The organism is Halostagnicola larsenii XH-48, assembly GCF_000517625.1.
Taxonomy (GTDB): Archaea; Halobacteriota; Halobacteria; order Halobacteriales; family Natrialbaceae; genus Halostagnicola; species Halostagnicola larsenii.
The window spans coordinates 303,017-325,700 of the sequence record NZ_CP007055.1; the positions used below are offsets into that span (position 1 = coordinate 303,017).

Genomic DNA, 22,684 nt, shown 5'->3' on the forward strand with positions numbered 1-22,684 from the left:
ATGAACTGGCGCGACGCCGAACGTGAACACGACGACGAGGTAATCGGTGAGACGACGCTCGCACGAATGTTCGAGAACGCCGCAGCGCGCCACCCCAACAGGCCGGCTCAGCAGTACAAGGGTGGGATCTACGACCGTTCGCTCACCCCGTCGGTCCTCCCCGCTGCCGACCCCGGTCGATTCCGCACGATTTCGTACACGGAGATGCGAAATATCGTGCGAAACCTCGCGGCGGGGTTTCGGGACCTCGGCGTCGAAACCGGCGATCGGGTCGGCATCTTCTCGAACACCCGGATGGAGTGGGCTCAGACCGACTTCGGTCTGCTCGGTGCCGGGGGCGTCATCACGACCGTCTACACCAGTTCCTCGCCCGACCAGGTCCGCTACCTGCTCGAGGATCCCGACGCGTCGGGCGTCGTCGTCGAAAACGGACAGCTCCTCGAGCGCGTCCTCGAGGTCGAAGACGACCTGGATCTCGAGTTTATCGTCTCGATCGATCGCCTCGAGGGATACGACGACCGCGAGGACATCCTGACGCTCGCCGAGGTTCACGACCGCGGGGAGGACGCATTCGACCTCGAGGCCTACGAGGGTTGGGTCGACGAGCCCGCGATGGACGATCTGGCGAGTTTGATTTACACCAGCGGAACGACCGGGAAACCGAAGGGCGTCCAGCTCACACACCGGAACTTCCGGTCGAACGTGAACCAGGTTCGAAAGCGATACGGGCCGCGCCCGGACAAGGGCGAGGACGTTCCGGTGATCGACGAAGAGACGACGGTCGTCTCCTACCTCCCGCTCGCACACGTCTTCGAACGGACGGCGGGTCACTTCCTGATGTTCGCGAGCGGTTCCTGCGTCGCCTACGCGGAGAACACGGAGACGCTTCAGGAGGACTTCGGGCTGGTTCAGCCACAGAGTTCGACGAGCGTGCCCCGGGTCTACGAGAAGATCTACGACGCGATCCGCGAGCAGGCGAGCGAGTCGCCTGTCAAAGAGCGGATCTTCAACTGGGCGACCGGCGTCGGTCGAGAGTATCAGAACGCGGACTCGCCGGGGCCGGTGCTCTCGCTCAAGCACTCGCTCGCGGACAAACTGGTCTTCTCGACAGTCAGGGAAGCACTCGGCGGCGAAGTCGAGATGCTGATCAGCGGCGGCGGGAGCCTCTCGCCCGATCTGGCGACGCTCTATCACGGGATGGGACTGCCGATCTACGAAGGATATGGTCTGACCGAAACGTCGCCCGTCGTCGCCTGTAACCCGATGGAGGAACCGAAGATCGGAACGATCGGGCCGAGCCTCCCCGGCGTCGACGTTACGATCGATGAATCCGTCGCCGAAGACGACACCTTCGACGACGATCCGGGCGAGGGCGGCGAACTGCTCGTCAACGGGGAGAACGTCACGCAGGGCTACTGGAACAAACCCGGCGCGACCGACCGCGCGTTCATCGAAGACGAGGACGGCACGCGCTGGTTCCGGACCGGCGATATCGTCCACCTGCGCCCCGACGACTACATCGAGTTCCGCGAACGCGTAAAGCAGATCCTCGTGCTCTCGACCGGAAAGAACGTCGCGCCCGCGCCAATCGAGGACTCCTTCGCCGCGAGCGAGGTCGTCGAACAGTGTATGGTCGTCGGCGACGGGGAGAAGTTCGTCGGCGCGCTACTGGTTCCGAACACGGCGCACATCCTCGAGTGGGCCGAGAAGGAGGGGATCGACCTCCCGGACGATCCCGAAGCGATCTGTCGCGACGAACGGGTACAGGCGTATATTCAGGCGGAAGTCGATCGCGTCAACGAGAACTTCGAGAAACACGAGACGATCAAGCAGTTCCGACTGGTCCCACAGGAGTTCACCGAGGAAAACGATATGCTCACGCCGACGATGAAGAAGAAACGCCGCGTCATCTTAGAGCGGTTCGACGAGCGAGTCGACGAGATATACGCGGAAGAGTAACGACATTGCGGTCGCCGCTTGATACTAGAGTCCGACCATTTCGATGGTAATCGCTTTGGGGCGACTCGAGCGGTGATATCGACGAAACGATTTTACTTACTCCTGAAGTAGCCCCGCTGGATGACGTTCGTCGCCGAATTCACGATCCCCGCCGCAGAATTTTCGTTCGGAACTGTCCTGCAGAAGTATTCTGGGCTGGTCATCGAGTTCGAAAGTGTCGTCCCAACCTACCACGGACTCATGCCGTTTATTTTCGTCTGGAGCGACGGCCACTACGACGAAATCGAACCCGTGATTCGGTCGGACCCCGCCGTCGAAACGATAACGGAAGTCGATCAGTTCGACGACGGTCGGCTGTACAACGTGACGTGGTCCGATTCAGTTCCTATACTCGCGGACGCCCTTCTCGAGTCGCGAGCAACCCTGATCGAGGGGATCGGTACCGCCGACGGCTGGACCTTCGAGATCAGGTTCCGCGAGCAAGAGCGGATCGAAGCGTTTCAAGAGCGCGTCCGCGAGTACGGTATCGCGCTCGAGCTCCAGCGGCTCCGGGCGGAACTCGAGGTTTCGACGAGCATGAAATACGATCTCACCGACAAGCAGTACGAAACGCTCGTCACGGCGTTCGAAGCGGGCTACTTCGAGAATCCGAAAGACGCGACGCTAGAGGAGATCGGCGACGAACTCGGCGTCTCCGGGGCGGCAGTCACCGGCCGGCTACGCCGGGGTCTAACATCGGTGCTCTCACAGACCGTAATGCGCGGTGAGCAGGCGAGGGACTAGCGAGTGGAGCGGGCCGACGCCAGCCCAACGGATAAGGACCACAACAACTTAACGGCGATACTAAAGGGGCTCCCGCGAGTAATAAAAACGAGTCGCCGGACCGATGCCGAACGGAGGGATGTCCATGTCAAATTCATCGGGAACGGACCCACGCCCGGAAGCGGAAACGGTCACGTACAAAACGAGTATCCAGCCGAACGAGCGAATGATCGACGCCATCGTTCGATTGCTCGAGAAACTGCCCGCCAGCACGCAGACCGAAGTAAGCCCGCTCTACGATCACGCCGATCCAGAGGCGCTCGAACAACTGTTTGCCAACACGGAGACGAGCACCCGAACGGGGACTGCGACGGTCGCTATCGGCAACCTCGAGATCGTCGTTCGGGACGGCGAACGCGTCGAGATTCGGGTCATCGACGAAACCGACCTATCGAACGGGACCGGCGGTCGAGGCGAGCACAAAAGCGGGTCACCGTAATTCGTTTAAATCGGTATCGTTTTGCGAGTACACGTCGCATAAACTCACATGAAAAATGCACGGGGACCGCTGTGTTCGATAGACGTCGGCGATCGAACGGTCGATACCGAACGGATCGACGACGTGCTCGAGTCGTTCATCGGCGGTCGCGGCGTCGGAACGAAGTTGGCCCACGATCGGATTCCCTTCGACGCCGATCCGTTCGGCGCGGAAAACCGCCTGTATTTCGCGACGGGGCCGATGCAACACTCGACGATGAGCTTTACGGGTCGAATGTCGGCGACGGCCGTTTCGCCGCTGACCGACGGGTTGCTCTCCTCGAACGCGGGCGGCTTTCTCTCGCGGAACTTCACCGCGACCGGGTACGGGGCCGTCGAGATAACCGGCGAGAGCGACGAACTCCTCGTCGTCCACGTAACCGACGACGGCGTGGAATTCGAGGAAGTTCCCGAACTCGAGGGAGCAGAAACCACCGAAACCTGCGAGTACATCGCCGACGAGCACGGCCTCGACGCCGAACACACCGTTACGATCGGACCGGGCGGTGAGAATCTCGTTCGGTTCGCCTCGATTATGACCTCCCGCGAACGGGCGTTCGGCCGGGGCGGCCTGGGATCGGTGCTCGGCGCGAAGAACGTCAAGGCGATCACCTTCGACGGCGAGTCGACCCGCGACGTCGAGATTCCCTCGATGCAGATGGACGTCCACCGCGAGGCCGCCCAGTCGGATCACATCATGAAAGAGCAGGGGACGACCTCGGTGACCGAGTACGCGAACATGGTCGAAGCGCTCCCGACGCACTACTTTTCGGAACTTTCCTTCGACGGCGTCGAGGGGATCAGCGGCGACGCCGTCGCGGAGAAGAAATACCAGAAGGGGACCTGCTCTTCGTGTGCGTTCGCCTGCAAACTGCCGACCAGAGACGAGGAAAGCGGTCTCGAGACCGAAGGGCCGGAGTACGAAACCGTCATGGCCTTCGGCTCGAACTCGGGCGTCGACGACATCGTCGACGTGATGCAATCGAACAAACTGTGCGACGAACTCGGACTGGACACCATCTCCTGTGGCGACGCCGTCGCCGCCTACCTCGAGAGCGAAGACGAGTTCGGCAACGTCGAGTTGATCCACGACCTCGTCGAGAAAATCGCCCATAGAGAGGGGATCGGCGACACGCTCGCGGAGGGCGTCGATCGGTTCCACGACGATCTCGGCGTCGAGAACTGGAGCGTCAAAGGCATGGAGTTTCCCGCCCACGACGGCCGAACGCTCCACGGACAGGGCCTCTCCTTTGCGACCTCTAACCGCGGTGCGGACCACATGTACGCCGAGTTCTACCCGCTCGAGTACCCCCTCGTCGACGCCGAGAAAGCATTCGAGAAGGAAGGATTCGACGGCAAACCGCCGAAGGTCGTCGAGAAAGAAAACATCAACGCGATCAAAGACAGCGCCGTCATCTGCAAGTTCTCCCGTGACTTCCTGTCCGAAGAACGCTTCGAGACGCTGCTCGAGGCCGACTACGAGACGCTGCTCGAGACCGGCGGCCGGATCGTCACCCTCGAGCGCCACTTCAACAACCAGCGCGGGTTCGACAGGGACGACGACGCGCTTCCGTACGACCTCTCGGATTTTCAGGACGCGCTCACGGAGTACTACGGCGAACGCGGCTGGAACGACGATGGAACCGTTCCGGCGGAGCAAATCGGCAATGCGTCCGCTGGCAGCTGATTCCGGTGCGCCTTCGACATCTGGTTCACGGAACCACGAGCGGTGCGGTTCGGGACACGCCCATCGCTGTCGTCTCCTCGAACGACTCACCCCTCGCGGCCGTCAGCTTCGTAGGCCTCGAGCGAACGGCGTGCGTAGCGGTAGCCGAGCCAGCCGAACCCACCGCTACAGGCCCCGGTTGCGACGACCGCAGCTGTGACGGCGGCCGTGGAACCCGCAAGCTCACCGAAACCAAATCCCAGCATCGCCGGTGCGGAGAGCAGTGACATCGCAAAGAGGTACGAGACCATCGCGTACAGTTCGGGCGGCATCAGCGTCGCCGTCGTCGCCGGCCCCTCGAGGTTCGGGAGCCAGGCGCCGACACCGAGCGAGACGCCGATACCCCCGGTTACGAGGAAACCCGAGATCAGTACCAGCCCCGTCAGTTCGATCGGCGTATAGTCGCCGAGAACGCCGGTCACCAGCGCGACGATGACGACGAGTGGGAACCCCGGAACGAGCGCCGCGAACGCGTGCCCGCGAAGTACGGATCGGCGGCCGCCCACCGTCGTGAGAATCAGCGGAAGGGCGACCCGCGCGTTCCCGATCGGGTTGAGCGTCGTTCCGAGGCCGACCGCGACGGTCACGTACGTTACGACGAGCACGGGGACGAGTTCGGGGAACACCACCGAAAGCTGGATAACGGCCGGCCAGAGGAGACCGATCGGCAGGAGGACGTAGGTCATCGCCCGCGGCGATCTGCCCATTCGTCGCCAGGTGGCCTGCGCGACCCCCGCTGTGGGACGACCGACGAACCGATCGAGCGAGCGGCCCAGCCGTCCGACCTCCGTCGGTTCGATCGACCCCTCGTCCAATTCGGTTGCTTCGTCGTTTCGTTTCGTCTCGTTGAACCAGAGGCTTCGCCCGGCGACGATGGCAACCGAAAGCGAACCGACGGAGACGACAGTTCCTAGCGCGAGTGCGCCACCGACTCGGAGCGGACTCGCGGAGATACCGGGCGCTGTCGCAACCAGCACGTCGCCGTACCAGGCAAACGGCGTTGCGGCGAGGCCGCTCCCGACCTGCCGAGTAAGCGAGAGGACGGCGAACAGAACCAACAGACCGAGCAGTCCGATCACGTACCGAACCACCTCGAGTCGCGGGAACCGACGGAGACCGGCGCGAATACCCAGTCCGACACTGGAACCGAGGAACAGCCCGGTAAGCCCGACGGCGAGCCCACCCACGACAGCGCCGATGGCCGCCCTTGGTGTGCCCGTTCCGACAGTAAACGCCAGCGCGCCCGAACCGAGGACGGGAGCGACGAACCAACTCCGCTCGAGGAGTTCGTCCCCCAGCACGCCACAGATCGCTTCGGGAACCGACAGCGATGTCACGAGGTCGGGTGGGGGTTCTTCCCACGCGTCGCTCGTGACCGAACTGAGTGCGGTGAGTGCGCCAACAGCGACGACGCCGATTGCGCCGAGTTCGCGGGCCCGCTCGAGAACCATCGAGCCGTTCTCGCCCGCGAGCGTGCCGTAGTGGTACGCGCCGGGCTGTGGCCAGATGTGCTCATAGATACCCAGCGGGAGCGAACCCACGACGGCTATCGCCCCCACGATGATCCCGACGGAGAGCGCGACGAGTATCTGCGGGTGGCGGAGCCGCCGCCGTACCTCAACCCGGTGACGGACGGTCGCGACGAGGGCGATTCGTCGAAGGGGTCCGATCACGGCTGCTCGAGACGCGATTGTTCAGGTACGCCAGCGGCGTTTTCGCTAGCGAGGACGGTCGCGTTCATAGTGCCCCCGTTTTCGTGATTCGCTAATAACAGTTTCCCGATGCGGACTCCCGCTCCTCGAGCGCGGGTACGGCCAAGACTCGAACGGTGCATTCGTTAGTCTCCTTCGAAGGATCTCCGTCAGGCGTTCAATCTCCAGAAAATATCTTCGTCAGGCATTCAGTCGCCAGATTTCGAACGTGAGAGCGGTCGCGAACACGACCCACAGCAGGTACGGAACCAACAGCGCGGCCGCCGTTCGGTCGACGCGTCGAAACGCGACGAGAGTCGCGAGCACCAGAACCAACAAGACGGCGATGACGCCGAGTGCGACCAGCGGCTGTTGCAGCGTGAAAAACGTCGGCGTCCAGGCGACGTTGAACGCCATCTGGACCGCGAAGAGCCCGAGCGCGAGCCGTCGTCCGGAGCTATTTGCTCGCCAAACGCGCCACAGCGCGATCCCGAGCAGCGTAAACAGCGCGGTCCAGACGATCGAAAACGCGATCGACGGCGGGTAGAACCACGGCTTCTCGAGACCCTCGAACCAGGCCGTGTCCGTCGAGGTGACCAGCGCCGGCGCGCTCCCGACGACGTTGACCAGCAGGACGAAGCCCACGAGTTCGGCTATCGGACGCGGCTCGAGATCCAGCGATCGGACGCCGTATGCCATACCGAACGGACGTGTTCAACCTAATTATAGCCGGAGGTGCAACCCTTGTTTACGGGTTTGACCGGTCAGCGGCGCTTCCGGAAGAAATCGTCGTCGACTCGCCCATCGCCGTTGGCGTCTCGTTCTCGTAGTCGTCCCAATTTTCGGCCATCTCGCTATCGGTGAGCAGACAGTCCTCGAGTCGCGACTCGAGGGCGACCTGATCCAGGTTCCGGCCGATGAGCGCGAGTCGAACCTCGCGGTCGCCCCACTCCTCGTCCCACGGCATGTCTGGCTGGCCGCGGCGATAGGCTTCCTGTCGTTGCTCGGAGAAGCTGGCGATCCACCGCCCGGTGACCTCGAGGGTCGTCTCGGTTCCCGCGTAGCTCATCGTGATCGCCGCCCGTTCGCGGCCCGCGATCCAGCAGAGCCCCTTCGCGCGAACGAGCCCGTCCGGAACGTCCTCGAGGAACTCGCGGAGTCGCCGGGGGTGAAACGGACGGGTTCGCGCGAACGTTGTGACGTCGATCCCATATCGCTCGGGCGGGTGAGTGTGGTCGTCATCGCCGTGGTCGTGGCTCTCGCCGTCGCCGTGATCGTGGTTTTCACCGTCACCGCTCTCGCCGTCACCGTGATTGCGGTGCTCGTCGCCGCTTTCGCCATCACCGCTGTCGCCGTGATCGTGCAGACTGTCACCGGCCTCGTGGTCCGCGCTCGCCTCGACGGCTCGTTTCCAGCCCGCGGACTCGCGTGCGGCCTCGAGGTCGAATCGCTCGCTCTCGAGCAGTTCGTCGGGACGCACCGAGCCGTACTCCGTGGTCACGATGTCGGCTCGCGGCTGGAGCGTCTCGAGGACGGCGACGACGCGGTCGCGTTCGGCCTCGCTAACCAGGTCGCACTTGTTGAGGACGAGCAGGTCACAGAACTCGACCTGCTCGAGCAGGAGGTCGGCGATCGGACGGGAGCCGCTCTCGTCGGGACCCTGTCGGACCGGCTTTTCGTCCCCGTCGACGAACGTGTCGTAAAACAGGCGAGCGTCGGCGACGGTGACGACCGCGTCCAGATCGTAGGGGCCGCCAGCGGGCCCGCGGACGAACTGGCGGGCGATCGGTTCCGGCTCGCCGACGCCGGAGGCTTCGACGACGAGGGAGTCGAAGTCGTGTTCCTTCCAGAGTTGGATCACCGAGCGCGAGAGTTCGCCGCCGAGGCTACAACAGATACAGCCGTTCTCGAGGGCGACGACCTCGTCGCCCGTCTCGAGGTCGGTGCGCGCTTCGACGAGGTCGGCGTCGACGTTAACCTCGCCGACGTCGTTGACGAGGACGGCGATATCGCGGTCGTCTTCCTCGAGCAACTGCGAGAGCAGCGTCGTCTTGCCTGCGCCGAGCCCGCCACAGAGGATGGTAACCGGAACGGACATTTACTGATCCGCGAGCGCGAGTTCACGTCGTTCTTCCGGTTCGAACGGATCGGGGTACCCTCCCCAGTCGTCGTTCGTGTACTCCTCCTCCGTGAGCAAGCAGTCATCGAGTTGGTCGACGAGCGACTCGGCGTCGAACTCGCGGCCGATGAGGACGAGCCGCGTCATACGGTCGCCCCACTCGTCGTCCCAGTCCTCCTCGAGACCGGGTCTGGCGGCGAAGTACTGCTCGCGTTCTGCCTCGGGGAGCGTCGCGAGCCACTGGCCCGACGGGCCGGCGCGGACGGAGGTTCCCGCTTTGTCGATCCCCATCGCAACGTCTTCGCGGCCTGCACTCCAGAAGAATCCCTTCGCGCGGATGATCCGGTCTGGGAGTTCGGGTAAGAGCGCCGCGATCCGTTCGGGGTGGAACGGTCGATCCCGCTCGTAGGAAACGGAGGTGACGCCGTGTTCTTCCTGCGGGTCGTGGTGGTGTTCGTGCTGGAGTTCGCGCTTCCAGCCCGCCGAGTTCTGTGCGGCCTCGAAGTCGAACCGTCCGGTGTCGAGGATGGCCGCCGCCTCGACGTTCCCGAACTTGGTCCGACGGATCTTGGCTCGAGGCTGCAGCGTCTCGAGGACGGCTTCGATCTCCTCGAGTGCGTCGTCGGGAACGAGGTCGCACTTGTTGAGGACGAGCACGTCGCAGAACTCGATCTGGTCGAGCAACACTTCTTCGGGAACCCGTCCCGATTCGGCGTCGATGTCACCTTCGCCCCCTGAAAGCGCCGTTCCGGAGTCGAACGACTCCCAGAAGCTGTGGGCGTTGACGACGGTGACCATCGTATCGAGCGCGTAGGTGTCGGTTGGATCGAACGTCGCATCTTCGAAGCCCATCGAGAATGTCTGGGCGACGGGGATCGGTTCGGAAATGCCGGAGGATTCGACGAGCAAATAATCGAACTCGCGCTGCTCGGCCAGCCGTCCGATCTCCGCTAACATGTCGCCGCGAAGGCGACAGCAGATACAGCCGTTCGAGAGTTCCACTACCTCCTCGTCGCCGCCCAGATCCGATCGCTGGGTGACGGCTTCGGCGTCGACGTTCACCGCTCCCATATCGTTGACCACGACCGCCGCTTCCATCCCGTGATCCGCGGAGAGAACGCGGTTGAGAACGGTCGTCTTGCCCGCGCCGAGACTGCCGCTCAGAACTGTCACCGGTATTCGTTCGTCGTTCATCGTACGCGCTAGTAGGATTTCTTAACCACTTAATACTAATCTCTAGTTTCCCTAGAACTCATAATAATAACTAATATTAAAATTAGAGATATTTTTAATATCGTCCGGTCATTTCGATGCGTTACGATCCAATCGAATGACTCGACGAGTTTGTCGTGGATCGCTGTCATCGCCGGAAGCGACCCAAACGCTATTCGAGCGAACCGGCCGCGGGGTAGACGTTTCGATGCGCAACGATCGAACCGCGTGGGCAATGCTTTTCCTCCAGACCGTTGGTCAAGGACGTATGGACGATAGCCTCGATTCTGTCGGGTGGTTCGCCAATGACTAACGGAACGTCGTCGGAGTCGACGCCCGACGAGGCCGATCCGTGGATCGAGTTGCTCGAGGACGCGGCGGCAATCGAGGGCGAGTTTCAGGATGCGGGTTGGGAGACGCTGTTCGTCGAACCGGAGGCCGTCACGCCGGTCGAGACGGACGACCGAGTCGGTCTTCGAGCGGTCGTCTCACAGGACCAGTACACCGCCGTCGAGGACCTCGTTGGCCGGGACGACATCGCCTTCGCCGCGGTCGACGTCTACTACCAGACCGAAGGACAGACGACCTTCATCCTCGCCGTCGAACGCGACGACGAAACCGAACACGCCGTCTTGCTCCCGCTGTACTACGATCTACCGGACGCATCCTCGGTGCTCGAGACCGCACTCGCCGACGGGCACCTCTTCGTCTACCTCGATCCGGCGGACGAACCGGCGGAAACGGACGAAGACCGCTGGGTCGTGTTTTCCCACGACGAGCCGTCGCTGTTCGTCGATTCAGTCGCCGATCTCGAGGAGTAGTCGTTCGGGTCTCTCGTTTCGTTCGACTCGCTACGCCTCGTCTTCTCGCAACTCCTGACTGGCGTCGCGAACGTCGCGCATCACCGTCGAAATCCGCTCTTCGGCCTCGAGTTCCTCCTCGACCGAGAGGTCGACGCCTTCGACCTCGAGGAGGAACTTCGCGACCTCGGTCGCCTCGTACATCACGTCGTCGAGCTCTTCGGCGGTAAAGAAGTCGCACATCGCGCCGTAGAGGAAGGTCGCGCCGGCGGTTCGGATCTTGTCCTCGAAGGAGCTCCGGGCCTGATTGACCGCCTGCGGGGTGTAGGTGTCGGTCATGAAGGGGACGAGTTCGGGGAGGTTCTCGCCGATTTTGGTCATCTCGACGCCGGTTTCGGTTCGGAAGTCAGAACACAGGCGGGCGATGGCCCACTCGCGGGCCGTGATGTACGTTCGATCCCGCAGGAACTCGTTGACCCGGTCGTACTGCGCGCCGTCCATCTTCTGGAATCGGGCGTACTTCTGGACATCCGTCGGCACGTCGTTCCCGTCGGCCTCGTCGGGGTCCGGCACGCCCGGCATCGACTGCTCGACCGAAGCGGGATCGTCAGCTTCGTCGGCGGCGTCCCGGCCTTCGTCGGCGCCATCCCGGCTTTCGCCGGCAGGAGTCTCGAGATCAGGAGTTGTGCCGTCGATATCGACGGTCTCTGGGTCGTCGTCGGTGGCTTCCACGGTGGTGGTCTCGCTCGAGTCGGAGTCCGCGTCGTCGGACTCCATCCGTGAACCGTCCTCGTTCATAGCCCCTCATTCCCAAGGCCCGGAGATAAGGATTGTTCTCGAGGCCGTCGGATCGAAGCTGCTGTCGGCTCGAGGATCGCTTCTCGGAACGCACCCGAGCAATAAACTCTCGGCGCATTTCGAGTGGTTCTGCGTGTTTTAAGATGATAAAGACCGTCACCTAGGCTATGTCACAGACGCCAGTCATCGCAGCCGCGTATCGCACCCCGCAAGGGAAAGAAGACGGCGTGTACGCCGATCTGCGAAGTGAAGACCTCTCTATCCCGCTGATCAACGAGATTCTGGCCGAGAGCGGCCTCTCGAGCGAGGACATCGACGACCTGATGTGGGGCTGTGCCCAGCAGCGCGGCGAGCAGGACAACAACCTCGCCCGGATCATCGCGTTGCTCTCGGACCTCGGCGAGGGCGTTCCCGCGACGACGATCAACCGCTGGTGTGCCTCCTCGATGCAGGCGGTCATTTCGGCGTCGGACGCCATCGCGGCGGGCAACCGCGACGCGATCATCGCCGGCGGCGTCGAGTCGATGACCCGCGTGCCGATGGGCGAGAACACGATGGAAGTCCACCCGCGGATGGCCGCCGAGTACAACGTTGGCGAACTCCAGATGGGGATGACCGCAGAGAAGGTCGCCGAAGAGTTCGGCGTCACTCGAGAGGACCAAGACGAGTACGCGGCTCGGAGCCAACAGCGGGCCGTCGAGGCGACCGAAGAGGGCCGCTTCGAGGACGAAATCGTCCCGATCGAAACGGAGGACGGAACGATCACGGAAGACGAAGGCCTCCGGCCGGGCACGACCGCCGAGAAACTCGGCGAACTGCCGACGGTCTTCAAATCCGACGGCAGCGTCACCCCCGGAAACGCCTCGCAGATCTCCGACGGTGCCTCCGCAGTGCTCGTCACGAGCGAGGCGTTCGCCGAGGAGAACGACCTCGAGATCCTCGCGGAGGTCGGGATGAACAACGTGGCGGGCGTCGACCCGACCATCATGGGAATCGGTCCGGTACCGGCGACGCGGGGTCTGCTCGAGCGAAACGGCCGCGACATCGACGACTACGATCTGGTCGAACTCAACGAGGCCTTTGCCAGCCAGAGTCTCTACTCCCGAGACGAACTCGGAATCGATCCCGAGATCTTCAACGTCAACGGCGGCGCGATCGCGATCGGTCACCCGCTCGGAGCCTCGGGCGCTCGCCTGCCGGTGACCCTGATTCACGAACTGCAAAAACGCGGCGGCGGTCTCGGACTGGCGACGCTGTGTGTCGGCTTCGGACAGGGTGCGGCGATCGAGTTCGAGGTCAACTGAGGGTCCGGTCGTTCACTTTTTGGTCCAGATTTTCCGAGGCCGCGAGCGAGCGAAGCAAGCGAGTCGGCCGAGAGAAAAGGTGGTCGCGACAGGGTGCAGCGATCGAGTTTGACGTGAACTGAGGGGCTGACAGTCGCCTCTCGATCGCTCGAGCACGACGTGCCACGGTGCGACTTACAACCGTGTAGCGCGAACACCTCCTATGAGCAGTCTCCTGCTGTTCGCGGTCGGCTTCGTCTCGCTGTGTATACACGCCGGACTCGTGGGATTCGTCTACTACGATACCGGCGAGGTCGCCCTCGAGCGTCGGCGCTGGCTGTTGCTCGTCGGGCTGATCCCGATCTTCGGCTTTTTCATGTACCTCTTCGAGCGGAGCGAACTCGACTACGATCCGTCGACGGACCCCTACGCCGGTGGCGGCTACAACGTCCACCCCTCTCGAGCCGACGACTTTCCCTTCTCGAGGTCCGACGGCCAGGAGGGCGCTCGAGAGGCTAGTCCGGATGGTGTGAGACGTACAGAAACCGAGAACCGAACGGCAACCGACGACGAAGAACGCACCCAGTGATTGGAACCCTACTCGTTTTCGAGTGCATCGTATACGTCCCGATTTTCGTCTCGGTCGGCAGCCGCTACCTGCCTTACTAACTCCTGACGGATGTCTTCCATCGCTTCGTCGAGTTGGGTGCTGTTCTCGACATCTTCTTCGGTCGACTCAGAGACGACGTCGTCGTGGATTGCGAGGACATCTTCAACTGACGGGTACCAGAACGAGTCAGCCATTCGTTTCAGAGTGAGGGATCGAATCGGCCTAATTCTTGCTGTCGGTCACTACTACCGTTCCATTTCACAGGAGCGACTGCCGCTGACAGATCGCCACGCCTCGGGGGAGATATTATCGCCCTCGAGCAACGACTCACGTACATGCCCACAGACGAGACTCGCCGAACGACGGACGAGCACGGACACGACATCATCGACCCGCTGTACGTCGCCATCGTGACGGTGTCGTCCTCTCGAGCGGCCGCGGCCGAAACCGACGATCCGGCCGCGATCGAAGATCCCGGCGGCGATACGGTCGCCGAGTGTTTCGAGACCGACGGTCACGAGGTCCGCGAGCGCGTTCTGGTCCGGGACGATTACGCCGCGATCCGAACCGCGGTCCGACGGCTGGCCGCGATGCGGGATATCGATATCGTGGTGACGACCGGCGGAACGGGGGTCACCGCGGACGACGTTTCCCCCGAAGCGACCGCCTCGCTGTTCGAACGCGACCTGCCCGGCTTCGGCGAACTGTTCCGCTCGCTCTCCTGGGACGAGGTCGGGACCCGCGCGATGGCCTCTCGAGCCACGGCTGGCATCGCGGTCGACACGCCGGTATTCACCCTCCCCGGAAGCACGAACGCCTGCCGAACCGCCTGCGAGAAACTCATCGTGCCCGAGGCACCGCACCTCGCGGGGCTCGCGACGAGCCACCGAACTGACGCGACCGACCAATCGCTCGAGGCGTTTCGGTCCGAGGAGTGAGCCCGGCGGTCACGGCAGGCGAAGTCGGTCGTCGACCGGCGATCAGTCGGTTACTCCCCGGAAGACGCGGTAGGATCCCTGTCCGGTCGCGACCGCCTTCGTCTCGCCGTCTTCGGTCGCGCTCTCGACGGTAATTTCGCTCACGCCGACGCTCGAGCCGACTCGGACCACGTTCGCGGTCGCGCTCAGGTCGCCCGTCGCGGGCCGGAGGTAGTTGACGTTGAGGTTGATCGTCGCGATGCTCGCGTCGAACGGGTCCTCGAGTTCCGTTCGAAGTGCCAGTCCGCCAGCGGTATCGATGAGCGTCGCGGCGACGCCGCCGTGCATGTCGGGGCGTCGATCCGATCCCGAGTCGGGACGGACGTTCGTGAGCTTCTCGTCGTAGGGAATCGAGAGCGTCATCGTTCCCGCGCCGATGTGGTCGACCGAGGTACCCAACCAGGACAGAAATTCCTGGGACTCGTCGATATGTCCCTGTAAGAAATCCTCGAGTTCGCCGGTCGCTTCGTCGGCGTTCGGAGTTCCGATCGAATCCGGTGTCTCATCGCTCATGTCACCTCGTGTGCGAGCGGTCGTCTTGATCCCTGCGCTTTCGGGATTCTACCGGTTCGGGTGTTTCGATGAGATTCTCTCGATTCGAGTGGCGGACCGGGTGGACATGGATCGTTATTTGGTCCTCCGCCGTCGACTCCCCCTATGTCGCGGGGTGTCGGCGCAGTCGAATCGATTCAGGGGCTGCTCCCCGAGTGGCTGGCACTGGTCGTCGCCCTGCTCACGCAGCTGGGTGACGTGTGGTTTTTGACGCTCCTTCTGGCCGTGCTTTACTGGCTGGACGCGCCGAGGCGCGACGCCATCGCGGTCGTCGTCGGCGCGTGGATAGCCGGGACGGGGATGTACCTGGGACTGAAGGAGGTGTTCGCCCTCCCGAGACCGAACGAGCCGTTGGCCGATCCCTCCCTGTATCCCTCGGTTATCCAACCCGTCTACGAAGCGACGGCGTTGGCCACCGGATACGGGTTCCCGAGCGGACACGCCGTTGGCACGACGATCGTTTACGTCGGACTGGCAGCCGTTTTCACGAGTAGTACGCGGCGGCGGCGCTTTACTGGCGCAGCGGCGCTCGTCGGAACGGTTTGTTTCTCCCGCGTCGCACTCGGCGTTCACTATCTCGTCGATGTCGTCGCCGGCGTCGCCGCCGGTCTCCTCTTGTTGCTCGTCGTGCGAGCGCTCGCCGCGCGCCGGCCCGACGACCCCGCCGCGACCACGTTCGGGCTGGCCGTCGTCTTCGCCGTTTTCTTCGTCGTTGTGAGCGGCGTCGCTTTCAAATCGATTCTCGTGCTGGCGGCCTCGCTCGGTACGGTGGCGGGTTGGCGGTTTTTCGACTTCGGTCGTCGCGGGTAGGCAACGCGCTCGGTTCGACTTTCGGGCATCGCACCGGTCAATCAGTCGCGAGCACTGACGCGAACGCGAACCCGCTGACCGACGGCGAACGAGCGATCGGGACAGACGAGTTTGACGCCGAAGGCGGCGTCTCGAGCGCAAAACAGGGAGATCCCGGTGATCCGTTCTCCGTCGACCGTAACGGCGACGTCGTCCCACGCAATCGTTCGCCCGCTCGCGACGCCCAGGCGATCCCCGTTCAGCGCCACGATCTCCTCCACTCCGTCGTTCAAACGGGTGGCGTCGCCGACGGTGGTCGACCCGTTCGGACTGGCGGGTCTCGATTCGACGCTCGAGGGACCGCGAGCCGCGCCTCCTGCTTCGAGAATCCCGCCGCCGTCGTAGTGCGGGAGTCCGCCGTCGAGGACGCCGCCGCCGTCGGCGCGAATCCCGGCGAACGCCGCGCCCGGATTCGGATGGGGCGGACGATCGAGGATCGCGTACGTCTCGCCGGTTTCGACGACCGTTCCCGTGCCGTCCCACTCGAGCGGCGTGATGTCGACGCCCGCGCCGATCTCGAGGGGAAGCGATCCCGAGGCGCGCACCGGGTTCTGATCGGGTCGCCGGAAGCCGACGTGGAGGTGGTTGTCGACCCACGGCGCGAAAAACCCCGACCGGATCAGCGTCCCGAGCGATTCGCCCGCGGCGATACGATCGCCCGCCTCGACGGCGGGGTCGACGTGAAGAATTCTGGCGACGAGTTCGTCGGACTCATCGACGCTGCCGGCGTCGGCGGTTCCGTCGCTTCGGCTCGAGTTCTCGATTCCACTCGAGTCGGTGATTCCGCTCGAGCCCTCGACCTCGAGGACGACGAGGTGGTCGTGTTCCGGTGCGTAAGGCTTCGACGGCGCGCGAACCGTCCGCGTCTCGAGCACCGTCCCCGAAACGGGACTCGGCGCGTCGGTTGTCCGGCCGCTCTCGAGCGTTCCGGGATAGAGATCGATCGCACGGCCGCCGTCGTGGGCTGGGTACGGCGAGTTGTACAGCGAGAACCGCTCGTACCGGGCGAGCACCGACTCGGGGAGGGTGACGGCCATCTGTTCGTCTGTCCCTGCGCGCCACGAAGGTTTAGGCGCGTCGGCGCGTAGGCCGTCTCGAGACGACGAATGTCCGTTCGTGTCCTTCGCGGCCGTTCCGAGACCACCGAGGCCGATCGAGCGGTGAGTCAGCGACTTCTCGAGATCGCCGCGGCCGGAACGCCCGCGGTTCGGGTCTGGCGACCCCACAGACAGGTCGCCTTCGGCCGGCGGGACGCCAGACTCGAGGGGTACGACGACGCTCGTGCGGTTGCGCGCGATTTCGGCTTTTCGCCGGTCGAGCGCAGCGTCGGCGGTCGGGCCGTCGCCTACGACGGGGAGACGACGCTCGCGTTCGCCCGCGCCGAACCGGTCGCGGACTTTCGGCAGGGGACCGACGAGCGGTACGACCGGCTGACCGCCGATCTCGAGCGAGCGTTCGAGAAGCTGGGCGTCGATATCGTCCGCGGCGAACCCGCCGATTCGTTCTGTCCGGGTACACACTCGCTTTCGGTCCCAGCGCCGAATGAGCGAACCGGCTCGAGTGAGGTCCCGGACCGTCGGAAGATCGCCGGCCTCGCCCAGCGGGTTCAACAAGACGCGGCGCTCGCGTCCGGAATCGTCGTCGTCGCGAACCGTGCCGAACTCGCGCGCGTTCTCGAGGGCGTCTACGGGGCGCTCGGGGTTCCGTTCGATCCCGACTCCGTCGGCGCGATCGCAGATTGGAGTCGTCGTTCCGAGTCGGAGTCGTCATCGGCTGACCGCGTCGAGGCCGACGCGCTCGAGGCGGACACCCTCGCGATCGATCGCGCCGAGACCCAGCACGCAGAGACCGAACGTCTCAAGGTCGAGCGTGTCCGCTCCGTTCTCGAGGAGGCGCTGATCGGCGATCGTCCCGTGGAAGCCGTCGACGTGGCCTGAGGCCGCTGATCTGGTCAGGGGTAATCGTCGGGTTCGAAATCCGAGCGATGCCCCACGCTTTATGCTGGCGACGCGTAAGAATGTGGTATGGCCACGGAGCCGAGTGACGATCCGGCCGCCGACGCACGCGCGGGATACGACTACGCGAGCACCGACGTCGACCGGCCGGGGTTGGTTCGGGACCTCGAGAACCTCGTCGACTGTTCGGTTCGATTCGACTCGTACTCGCGGCAGTTGTACGCCACCGACGCCAGCCCCTACGAGGTGACGCCGGTCGGCGTCGTCTTCCCCGAATCGACGGCCGACGTCGCTCGCGTCGTCGAGTACTGCGCGAGACGCGGAGTTCCGGTCCTCCCCCGCGGCGGCGGCACGAGCCTTGCCGGACAGACGGTCAACCGCGCCGTCGTCCTCGATTTCACTCGGCACATGAACGAGATTGTAGAGACAGATCCCGACGAGCGGACCGCGACGGTCCAGCCGGGAACCATCCTGGGGACGCTCAACGAGACGCTCGAGCCCCACGACCTCAAGTTCGCACCGGACCCCGCCTGGGGCGACAAGAGCGCAATCGGCGGCGCGATCGGGAACAACTCGACCGGGGCACACTCCCTGCAGTACGGCAAAACCGACGCCTACGTCGAGTCCTGCGAGGTCGTCCTCGCGGACGGCACCGTCACCCGATTCGGCGAGGTGACCCTCGAGGAGATCGACGAGCGAGGCGATCCCGACGGCCCGCTCGAGGCGCGGATCTACGCCGAAATCGCGCGCATTCTCGAGGAGGACGCAGACGCAATTTCCGAGGCGTACCCAGACCTCAAGCGAAACGTCTCGGGGTACAACCTCGATCGATTAGTCGCCGAAGCCCGGGGAGAGAACCTTCCCGGAGGAGAAGACACCGGCGAACCGGGGACCGTCAACCTCGCGCGGGTGCTCGCCGGCAGCGAGGGAACGCTCGCGATCGTGACCGAGGCGACCGTCTCGCTCGAGCCGGTTCCCGAAACGAAGTCCGTCGCCCTGCTTTGTTACGCGGAACTTCGCGACGCGATGACGGACGTCGCGCCGATCATAGAGCACGACCCCGCCGCCGTCGAGGTGCTCGACGACGTGCTGATCGACCTCGCCCGGGGTACCGCGGAGTTCGCTCCCGTGACCGAGATGCTCCCCGAGGGAACGAACGCAACGTTGCTCGTCGAGTTCTACGCCGAGGACGATTCGGAGGGCCGAGAGCGGGTCGCCGAACTGCTCGCCGATCGATGCCCGTCGGTCACGCCCGCCGGGGCGTCCGACGGCGGCGTTTCGAAGGTGGACTCGAGTGCCGACGACACGAGCGGCAATGGCTCGAGCGGTGCTGATTCGAATACTACAGCTTCGGGCGACGCGCAACCGGTCGCGATCGACGCGCTCGAGGCCTACGAGGACGCTGAGCGGGCGAAGCTCTGGAAGCTCCGAAAATCTGGGCTTCCGATCTTGCTCTCGCGGACGACCGACGAGAAACACATCTCCTTCATCGAGGACACGGCGATCCCGCCCGAACGGCTGCCCGAGTTCGTCGACCGGTTCGAGTCGATTCTCGAGTCCCACGACACCTACGCGACCTTCTACGCCCACGCCGGGCCGGGCGTGCTCCATGTGCGGCCGCTGGTCAACACGAAGACCGATACCGGAATCGACCAGCTACGGGGCATCGCCGACGACGTGACGGACCTCGTGGTCGAACTCGGGGGCTCCGTCTCGGGCGAGCACGGGGACGGCCGCGCCCGAACGCAGTGGAATCGCAAACTCTACGGCGAGGACCTCTGGGTGACGTTCAGGGATCTCAAGAGCGCCTTCGATCCCGACTGGCTCCTGAACCCGGGGCAGGTCGTCTTCCGCGATGAGAACCCGACGGACCTCCGCGAGAACCTCAGGTTCGACCCCGACTACGAGTACGACGCCGGGTTCGAGCCGACCCTCGAGTGGAACAACGACAACGGCATGCAGGGGATGGTCGAACTCTGTCACGGCTGTGGCGGCTGTCGCGGCGAGCAGTCGACGACCGGCGGGGTGATGTGTCCGACCTACCGCGCCTCACACGAGGAGATCACGAGCACCCGCGGGCGGGCAAACTCCCTCCGGCAGGCGATGAGTGGCGATCTCCCGCGGGGCGAGCAGTTCTCCGACGAGTTCACGGAGGAGGTCATGGACCTCTGTATCGGTTGCAAGGGCTGTGCCATCGACTGCCCGAGCGAGGTCGATATGGCGAAGCTGAAAGCCGAAGTCACCCACGAGTACCACCAGCGCAACGGCGCGTCGCTTCGCGACCGACTGTTCGCCAACGTCGCGAACCTCTCGCGCTGGGGCAGTCGCTTCGCGCCGCTGTCGAACGTCGCCCACAGGATACCTGGCTCGCGCTGGCTGCTCGAGAAGACGGTCGGCATCGCGTCCGATCGGCCGCTGCCGACGTTCCACAGCGACACGTTCTCGGACTGGTTCGAACGCCGGGGCGGCACAGCCGTCGAAGAAGTCGACGCCGAGCGCGAGGTCGTGCTCTATCCAGATACGTATACCAACTACAACCACCCGGAGGCCGGAAAGGCGGCGGTTCGGGTGCTCGAGGCGGCGGACGTCCACGTCACGGTTCCCAACGGCGTCGGGGATACGGGGCGGCCCGCGTTCTCGAAGGGATTCCTCGACAAAGCGCGAGAAACCGCCCGCGACAACGTCGAGTCGCTTTCACCGCATCTCGAGGAGGGACGAGATATCGTCCTTATCGAGCCCTCCGACGCCGTCATGTTGCAGTCGGACTACCTGGACCTGCTCGGCGAGGACGCTCGAGCGCTCGCAGAGCGCACCTACGGCGTCTGCGAGTACCTCGATACCTTCCGGCTCGACGAGTCGATTTCGTTCCTGTCGCCGTCCGATCTCGAGCCGGGTGGCGACGAGGCCGCGGCCGACGGGGCGACCGCGGACGGCGGCGCGCTCGAGCACCTCACCTACCACGGTCACTGTCACCAGAAGGCGACGGCCAAAGATCACCACGCGGTCGGCGTCCTCCGGCGGGCGGGCTACGCCGTCGATCCGCTCGATTCCGGCTGCTGCGGGATGGCCGGCAGTTTCGGCTACGAAGCCGAACACGCCTCGATGAGTAACGCGATCGCCGACGTACTCTACGAGCAGGTCGACTCGAGCGAGGGCGAGCGGGTCGTCGCGCCGGGTGCCTCCTGTCGGAGCCAACTCGAGGGCCGTCCCGACGCCGAGGAGGAGCCACCGACACCGATCGAGATGCTCGCGAACGCGCTCGAGTAATCTCCCGTCCTTCCACATTGAGTGACCGCACCGCGTTCATGATGCTTGGAAGAGCCTCATTTTCCGTAGAGTCGCGCTCCGGCCGTTCACCCCGGCGCGCGCTGGAGGCGGCATCGAACACCGTGAGATGCCGTCCCGACTTCGTGCGAGGGACGGCGCTGAACGAAGTGAAGCGCCGAGGCTGGGGTGGCTCGAGGTGCTGTGGCGGACTGAACGCAGTCGCCGAGTGAACGACTCGTGGGCCGTTCTCGACGCGACGAACTCAAGCGATTTCGGTGCATTCGAAACCCTGGCTTCGCGATTTCCCAGCCCTCTCGAGACAACCGATCAGTTCCCCACCAGTTCCTCGTACTGCGCGCCGGTCTGTTTCAACGTCTTCGTCGAGTACAGTCGCTCGTGCTCTACAGGCAGGTACTCGCTCGCGAGTTCGTCGATCTTCTCGTCGACGGCCGCCGGATCGCGTCCGTGGATCATCGTAAACAGATTGTAGGGCCACTCGAGCGCGTCCCGTCGCGGCCGGTGATAACAGAGCGTGACGTACGAGCGGTCGCCGACGCGAACGCCGCGCTCGTCGAGTTCGTCGTCGGGCACGTTCCAGACGACCATGCAGTTGGCGTTGAACCCCGTCACGACGTGGTTGACCACGCAGCCGATGCGCTTGATACAGCCCGTCTCGAGGAGGCGGTCGATCCCGCGCAGGACCGCCTCGACGTCCGCCTCGAGCTCCGCGGCGACGTCTCGGTAGGGCGTTCGCGAAAGCGGGAACCCGTTCTGGATCGCGAGCAGGAGGTCGGCCTCGAACGCCGAGAGGTCGCCGACGGCCTCCTCGCTGATCCGGGTCGCCGAAGCGTCGGTTCCGCTCTCGAGCGATTCGCGCGCGAATCGATCCGCGTTGACCACGGGGAACTCGAGGTCGATGTAGTAGTCGGTCAGCATCGGGAGGTTCAGGACCGTACAGCCGGTTCGAGCCTCGATGTCCGCCAGGATTTCGTCGCGGGCCGCTCGAGAGCCGGCGGTGACGACGAACCACATATTCCACTCGTGGTCTCGGGCGTAGTTGTGGTTGACCTGCCGGTAGCCGTTGATCACGTCGGCGATCTCCTCGAATCGATTCTCGGGGGCTCGAACGGCCGCCAGCGTCGACGAACCGATCACCGGCGGGTTGAGAACGGGGCCGAACCGGCGGAAGATCCCGTCCTCGTGGAGGCTTCGAACGCGCTCGAGGGCGTCCGATTCGTCGATTCCGAGGTCCTCGCCGAGGCTCCGAAACGGCCGTTCGGCCACCGGAAAACCGCTCTGATAGCCGTCGATGATCGCAGCGTCCACGTCGTCGACCGCCTCGCGCCAGTCCCTCGAGAGGGTACTCATTGACCTGTCTAGGGACGAGCGAAAGGTAGTGGTTTCGGATCGTTTCCGGCCCCAGTGGCTGAATTCGAAGGTTCTCGAGCCGGTTTTAGACCGAAACCGCACCGGCATTCGGTTCGGAAGTGACTACTCCGGGTCCTCGGGCCCACGCACTGTGCTCGAGCACGTCCTCGCTCGAGCGTACGTGTCAGTCGGTCGCCGGAAGCGGGAGGCTTTTGCGCC

20 protein-coding genes are annotated in these 22,684 nt (G+C 64.2%); 11 read left to right on the plus strand and 9 right to left on the minus strand.

The genetic code is table 11. The features are described 5' to 3' along the window. The 4 genes from HALLA_RS01495 to HALLA_RS01510 all read left to right on the plus strand — a co-directional run bounded on the left by HALLA_RS01495 (window position 1) and on the right by HALLA_RS01510 (window position 4,945). Window positions 1–1,959: an AMP-dependent synthetase/ligase gene (locus HALLA_RS01495; RefSeq protein ID WP_049951726.1), complete on the plus strand. Its 1,959-nt coding sequence runs from the start codon at window positions 1–3 to the stop codon at window positions 1,957–1,959. 120 nt (window positions 1,960–2,079) lie between these two features. Next, a complete protein-coding gene (locus HALLA_RS01500) occupies window positions 2,080–2,742 on the plus strand; it encodes a helix-turn-helix domain-containing protein (RefSeq protein ID WP_049951727.1) in 663 nt (220 codons plus the stop codon). Between the two features lie 124 nt (window positions 2,743–2,866). After that, window positions 2,867–3,220 (plus strand): HalOD1 output domain-containing protein, encoded by a 354-nt coding sequence (locus tag HALLA_RS01505; RefSeq protein ID WP_049951728.1) that lies wholly within the window; start codon window positions 2,867–2,869, stop codon window positions 3,218–3,220. Between the two features lie 48 nt (window positions 3,221–3,268). Next, window positions 3,269–4,945, plus strand: a complete 1,677-nt coding sequence (locus tag HALLA_RS01510; RefSeq protein ID WP_049951729.1) for an aldehyde ferredoxin oxidoreductase family protein — start codon at window positions 3,269–3,271, stop codon at window positions 4,943–4,945. Window positions 4,946–5,031: 86 nt separating this feature from the next. Here HALLA_RS01510 and HALLA_RS01515 read toward each other — a convergent pair whose 3' ends face one another. The 4 genes from HALLA_RS01515 to HALLA_RS01530 form a co-directional block, all read right to left on the minus strand. After that, window positions 5,032–6,657: a hypothetical protein gene (locus HALLA_RS01515; protein WP_049951730.1), complete on the minus strand. Its 1,626-nt coding sequence runs from the start codon at window positions 6,655–6,657 to the stop codon at window positions 5,032–5,034. 219 nt (window positions 6,658–6,876) lie between these two features. Further along, window positions 6,877–7,374, minus strand: coding sequence for a TspO/MBR family protein (locus HALLA_RS01520; RefSeq protein WP_049951731.1), 498 nt, complete (start codon window positions 7,372–7,374; stop codon window positions 6,877–6,879). 49 nt (window positions 7,375–7,423) lie between these two features. Then, window positions 7,424–8,773, minus strand: coding sequence for a CobW family GTP-binding protein (locus tag HALLA_RS01525; protein WP_049951732.1), 1,350 nt, complete (start codon window positions 8,771–8,773; stop codon window positions 7,424–7,426). After that, window positions 8,774–9,988 (minus strand): GTP-binding protein, encoded by a 1,215-nt coding sequence (locus HALLA_RS01530; RefSeq protein WP_049951733.1) that lies wholly within the window; start codon window positions 9,986–9,988, stop codon window positions 8,774–8,776. A gap of 323 nt (window positions 9,989–10,311) precedes the next feature. Between HALLA_RS01530 and HALLA_RS01540 the strand changes: the two genes are divergently transcribed. Next, window positions 10,312–10,827 (plus strand): DUF7529 family protein, encoded by a 516-nt coding sequence (locus HALLA_RS01540; protein WP_049951735.1) that lies wholly within the window; start codon window positions 10,312–10,314, stop codon window positions 10,825–10,827. Window positions 10,828–10,857: 30 nt separating this feature from the next. Here the strand turns inward: HALLA_RS01540 and HALLA_RS01545 are convergent, their stop codons facing one another. Then, window positions 10,858–11,604, minus strand: coding sequence for a DUF5806 family protein (locus HALLA_RS01545; RefSeq protein WP_049951736.1), 747 nt, complete (start codon window positions 11,602–11,604; stop codon window positions 10,858–10,860). 167 nt (window positions 11,605–11,771) lie between these two features. On the opposite strand from HALLA_RS01545, the gene HALLA_RS01550 reads away from it, so the two are divergent. Both HALLA_RS01550 and HALLA_RS01555 read left to right on the plus strand, forming a co-directional pair. Next, complete coding sequence (locus tag HALLA_RS01550) at window positions 11,772–12,908, plus strand: thiolase family protein (RefSeq protein ID WP_049951737.1); 1,137 nt, start codon at window positions 11,772–11,774, stop codon at window positions 12,906–12,908. Between the two features lie 202 nt (window positions 12,909–13,110). Beyond that, window positions 13,111–13,476 (plus strand): hypothetical protein, encoded by a 366-nt coding sequence (locus tag HALLA_RS01555; RefSeq protein ID WP_049951738.1) that lies wholly within the window; start codon window positions 13,111–13,113, stop codon window positions 13,474–13,476. 8 nt (window positions 13,477–13,484) lie between these two features. Here the strand turns inward: HALLA_RS01555 and HALLA_RS21285 are convergent, their stop codons facing one another. After that, the gene (locus HALLA_RS21285) at window positions 13,485–13,691 is read right to left on the minus strand and encodes a hypothetical protein (RefSeq protein WP_049951739.1); all 207 of its coding nucleotides are present in this window, start codon (window positions 13,689–13,691) and stop codon (window positions 13,485–13,487) included. 141 nt (window positions 13,692–13,832) lie between these two features. On the opposite strand from HALLA_RS21285, the gene HALLA_RS01565 reads away from it, so the two are divergent. Continuing rightward, complete coding sequence (locus tag HALLA_RS01565; RefSeq protein WP_049951740.1) at window positions 13,833–14,435, plus strand: MogA/MoaB family molybdenum cofactor biosynthesis protein; 603 nt, start codon at window positions 13,833–13,835, stop codon at window positions 14,433–14,435. A gap of 42 nt (window positions 14,436–14,477) precedes the next feature. On the opposite strand, the gene HALLA_RS01570 is transcribed toward HALLA_RS01565, so the two are convergent. Continuing rightward, window positions 14,478–14,987 (minus strand): PaaI family thioesterase, encoded by a 510-nt coding sequence (locus tag HALLA_RS01570; protein ID WP_049951741.1) that lies wholly within the window; start codon window positions 14,985–14,987, stop codon window positions 14,478–14,480. Between the two features lie 144 nt (window positions 14,988–15,131). Between HALLA_RS01570 and HALLA_RS01575 the strand changes: the two genes are divergently transcribed. Next, a complete protein-coding gene (locus tag HALLA_RS01575) occupies window positions 15,132–15,836 on the plus strand; it encodes a phosphatase PAP2 family protein (RefSeq protein WP_049951742.1) in 705 nt (234 codons plus the stop codon). Window positions 15,837–15,877: 41 nt separating this feature from the next. Here the strand turns inward: HALLA_RS01575 and HALLA_RS01580 are convergent, their stop codons facing one another. Beyond that, window positions 15,878–16,912: a hypothetical protein gene (locus HALLA_RS01580; protein ID WP_049951743.1), complete on the minus strand. Its 1,035-nt coding sequence runs from the start codon at window positions 16,910–16,912 to the stop codon at window positions 15,878–15,880. 69 nt (window positions 16,913–16,981) lie between these two features. Between HALLA_RS01580 and HALLA_RS01585 the strand changes: the two genes are divergently transcribed. Both HALLA_RS01585 and HALLA_RS01590 read left to right on the plus strand, forming a co-directional pair. After that, complete coding sequence (locus HALLA_RS01585) at window positions 16,982–17,812, plus strand: lipoyl protein ligase domain-containing protein (protein ID WP_242406182.1); 831 nt, start codon at window positions 16,982–16,984, stop codon at window positions 17,810–17,812. An 87-nt stretch (window positions 17,813–17,899) separates the two neighbouring features. After that, the gene (locus HALLA_RS01590) at window positions 17,900–21,097 is read left to right on the plus strand and encodes an FAD-binding and (Fe-S)-binding domain-containing protein (RefSeq protein WP_049951744.1); all 3,198 of its coding nucleotides are present in this window, start codon (window positions 17,900–17,902) and stop codon (window positions 21,095–21,097) included. Between the two features lie 327 nt (window positions 21,098–21,424). On the opposite strand, the gene ahbB is transcribed toward HALLA_RS01590, so the two are convergent. After that, on the minus strand, window positions 21,425–22,465 hold the full coding sequence (gene ahbB, locus HALLA_RS01595) for a siroheme decarboxylase subunit beta (RefSeq protein ID WP_049951745.1): 1,041 nt from the start codon (window positions 22,463–22,465) through the stop codon (window positions 21,425–21,427). Window positions 22,466–22,684 lie beyond the last annotated feature (219 nt).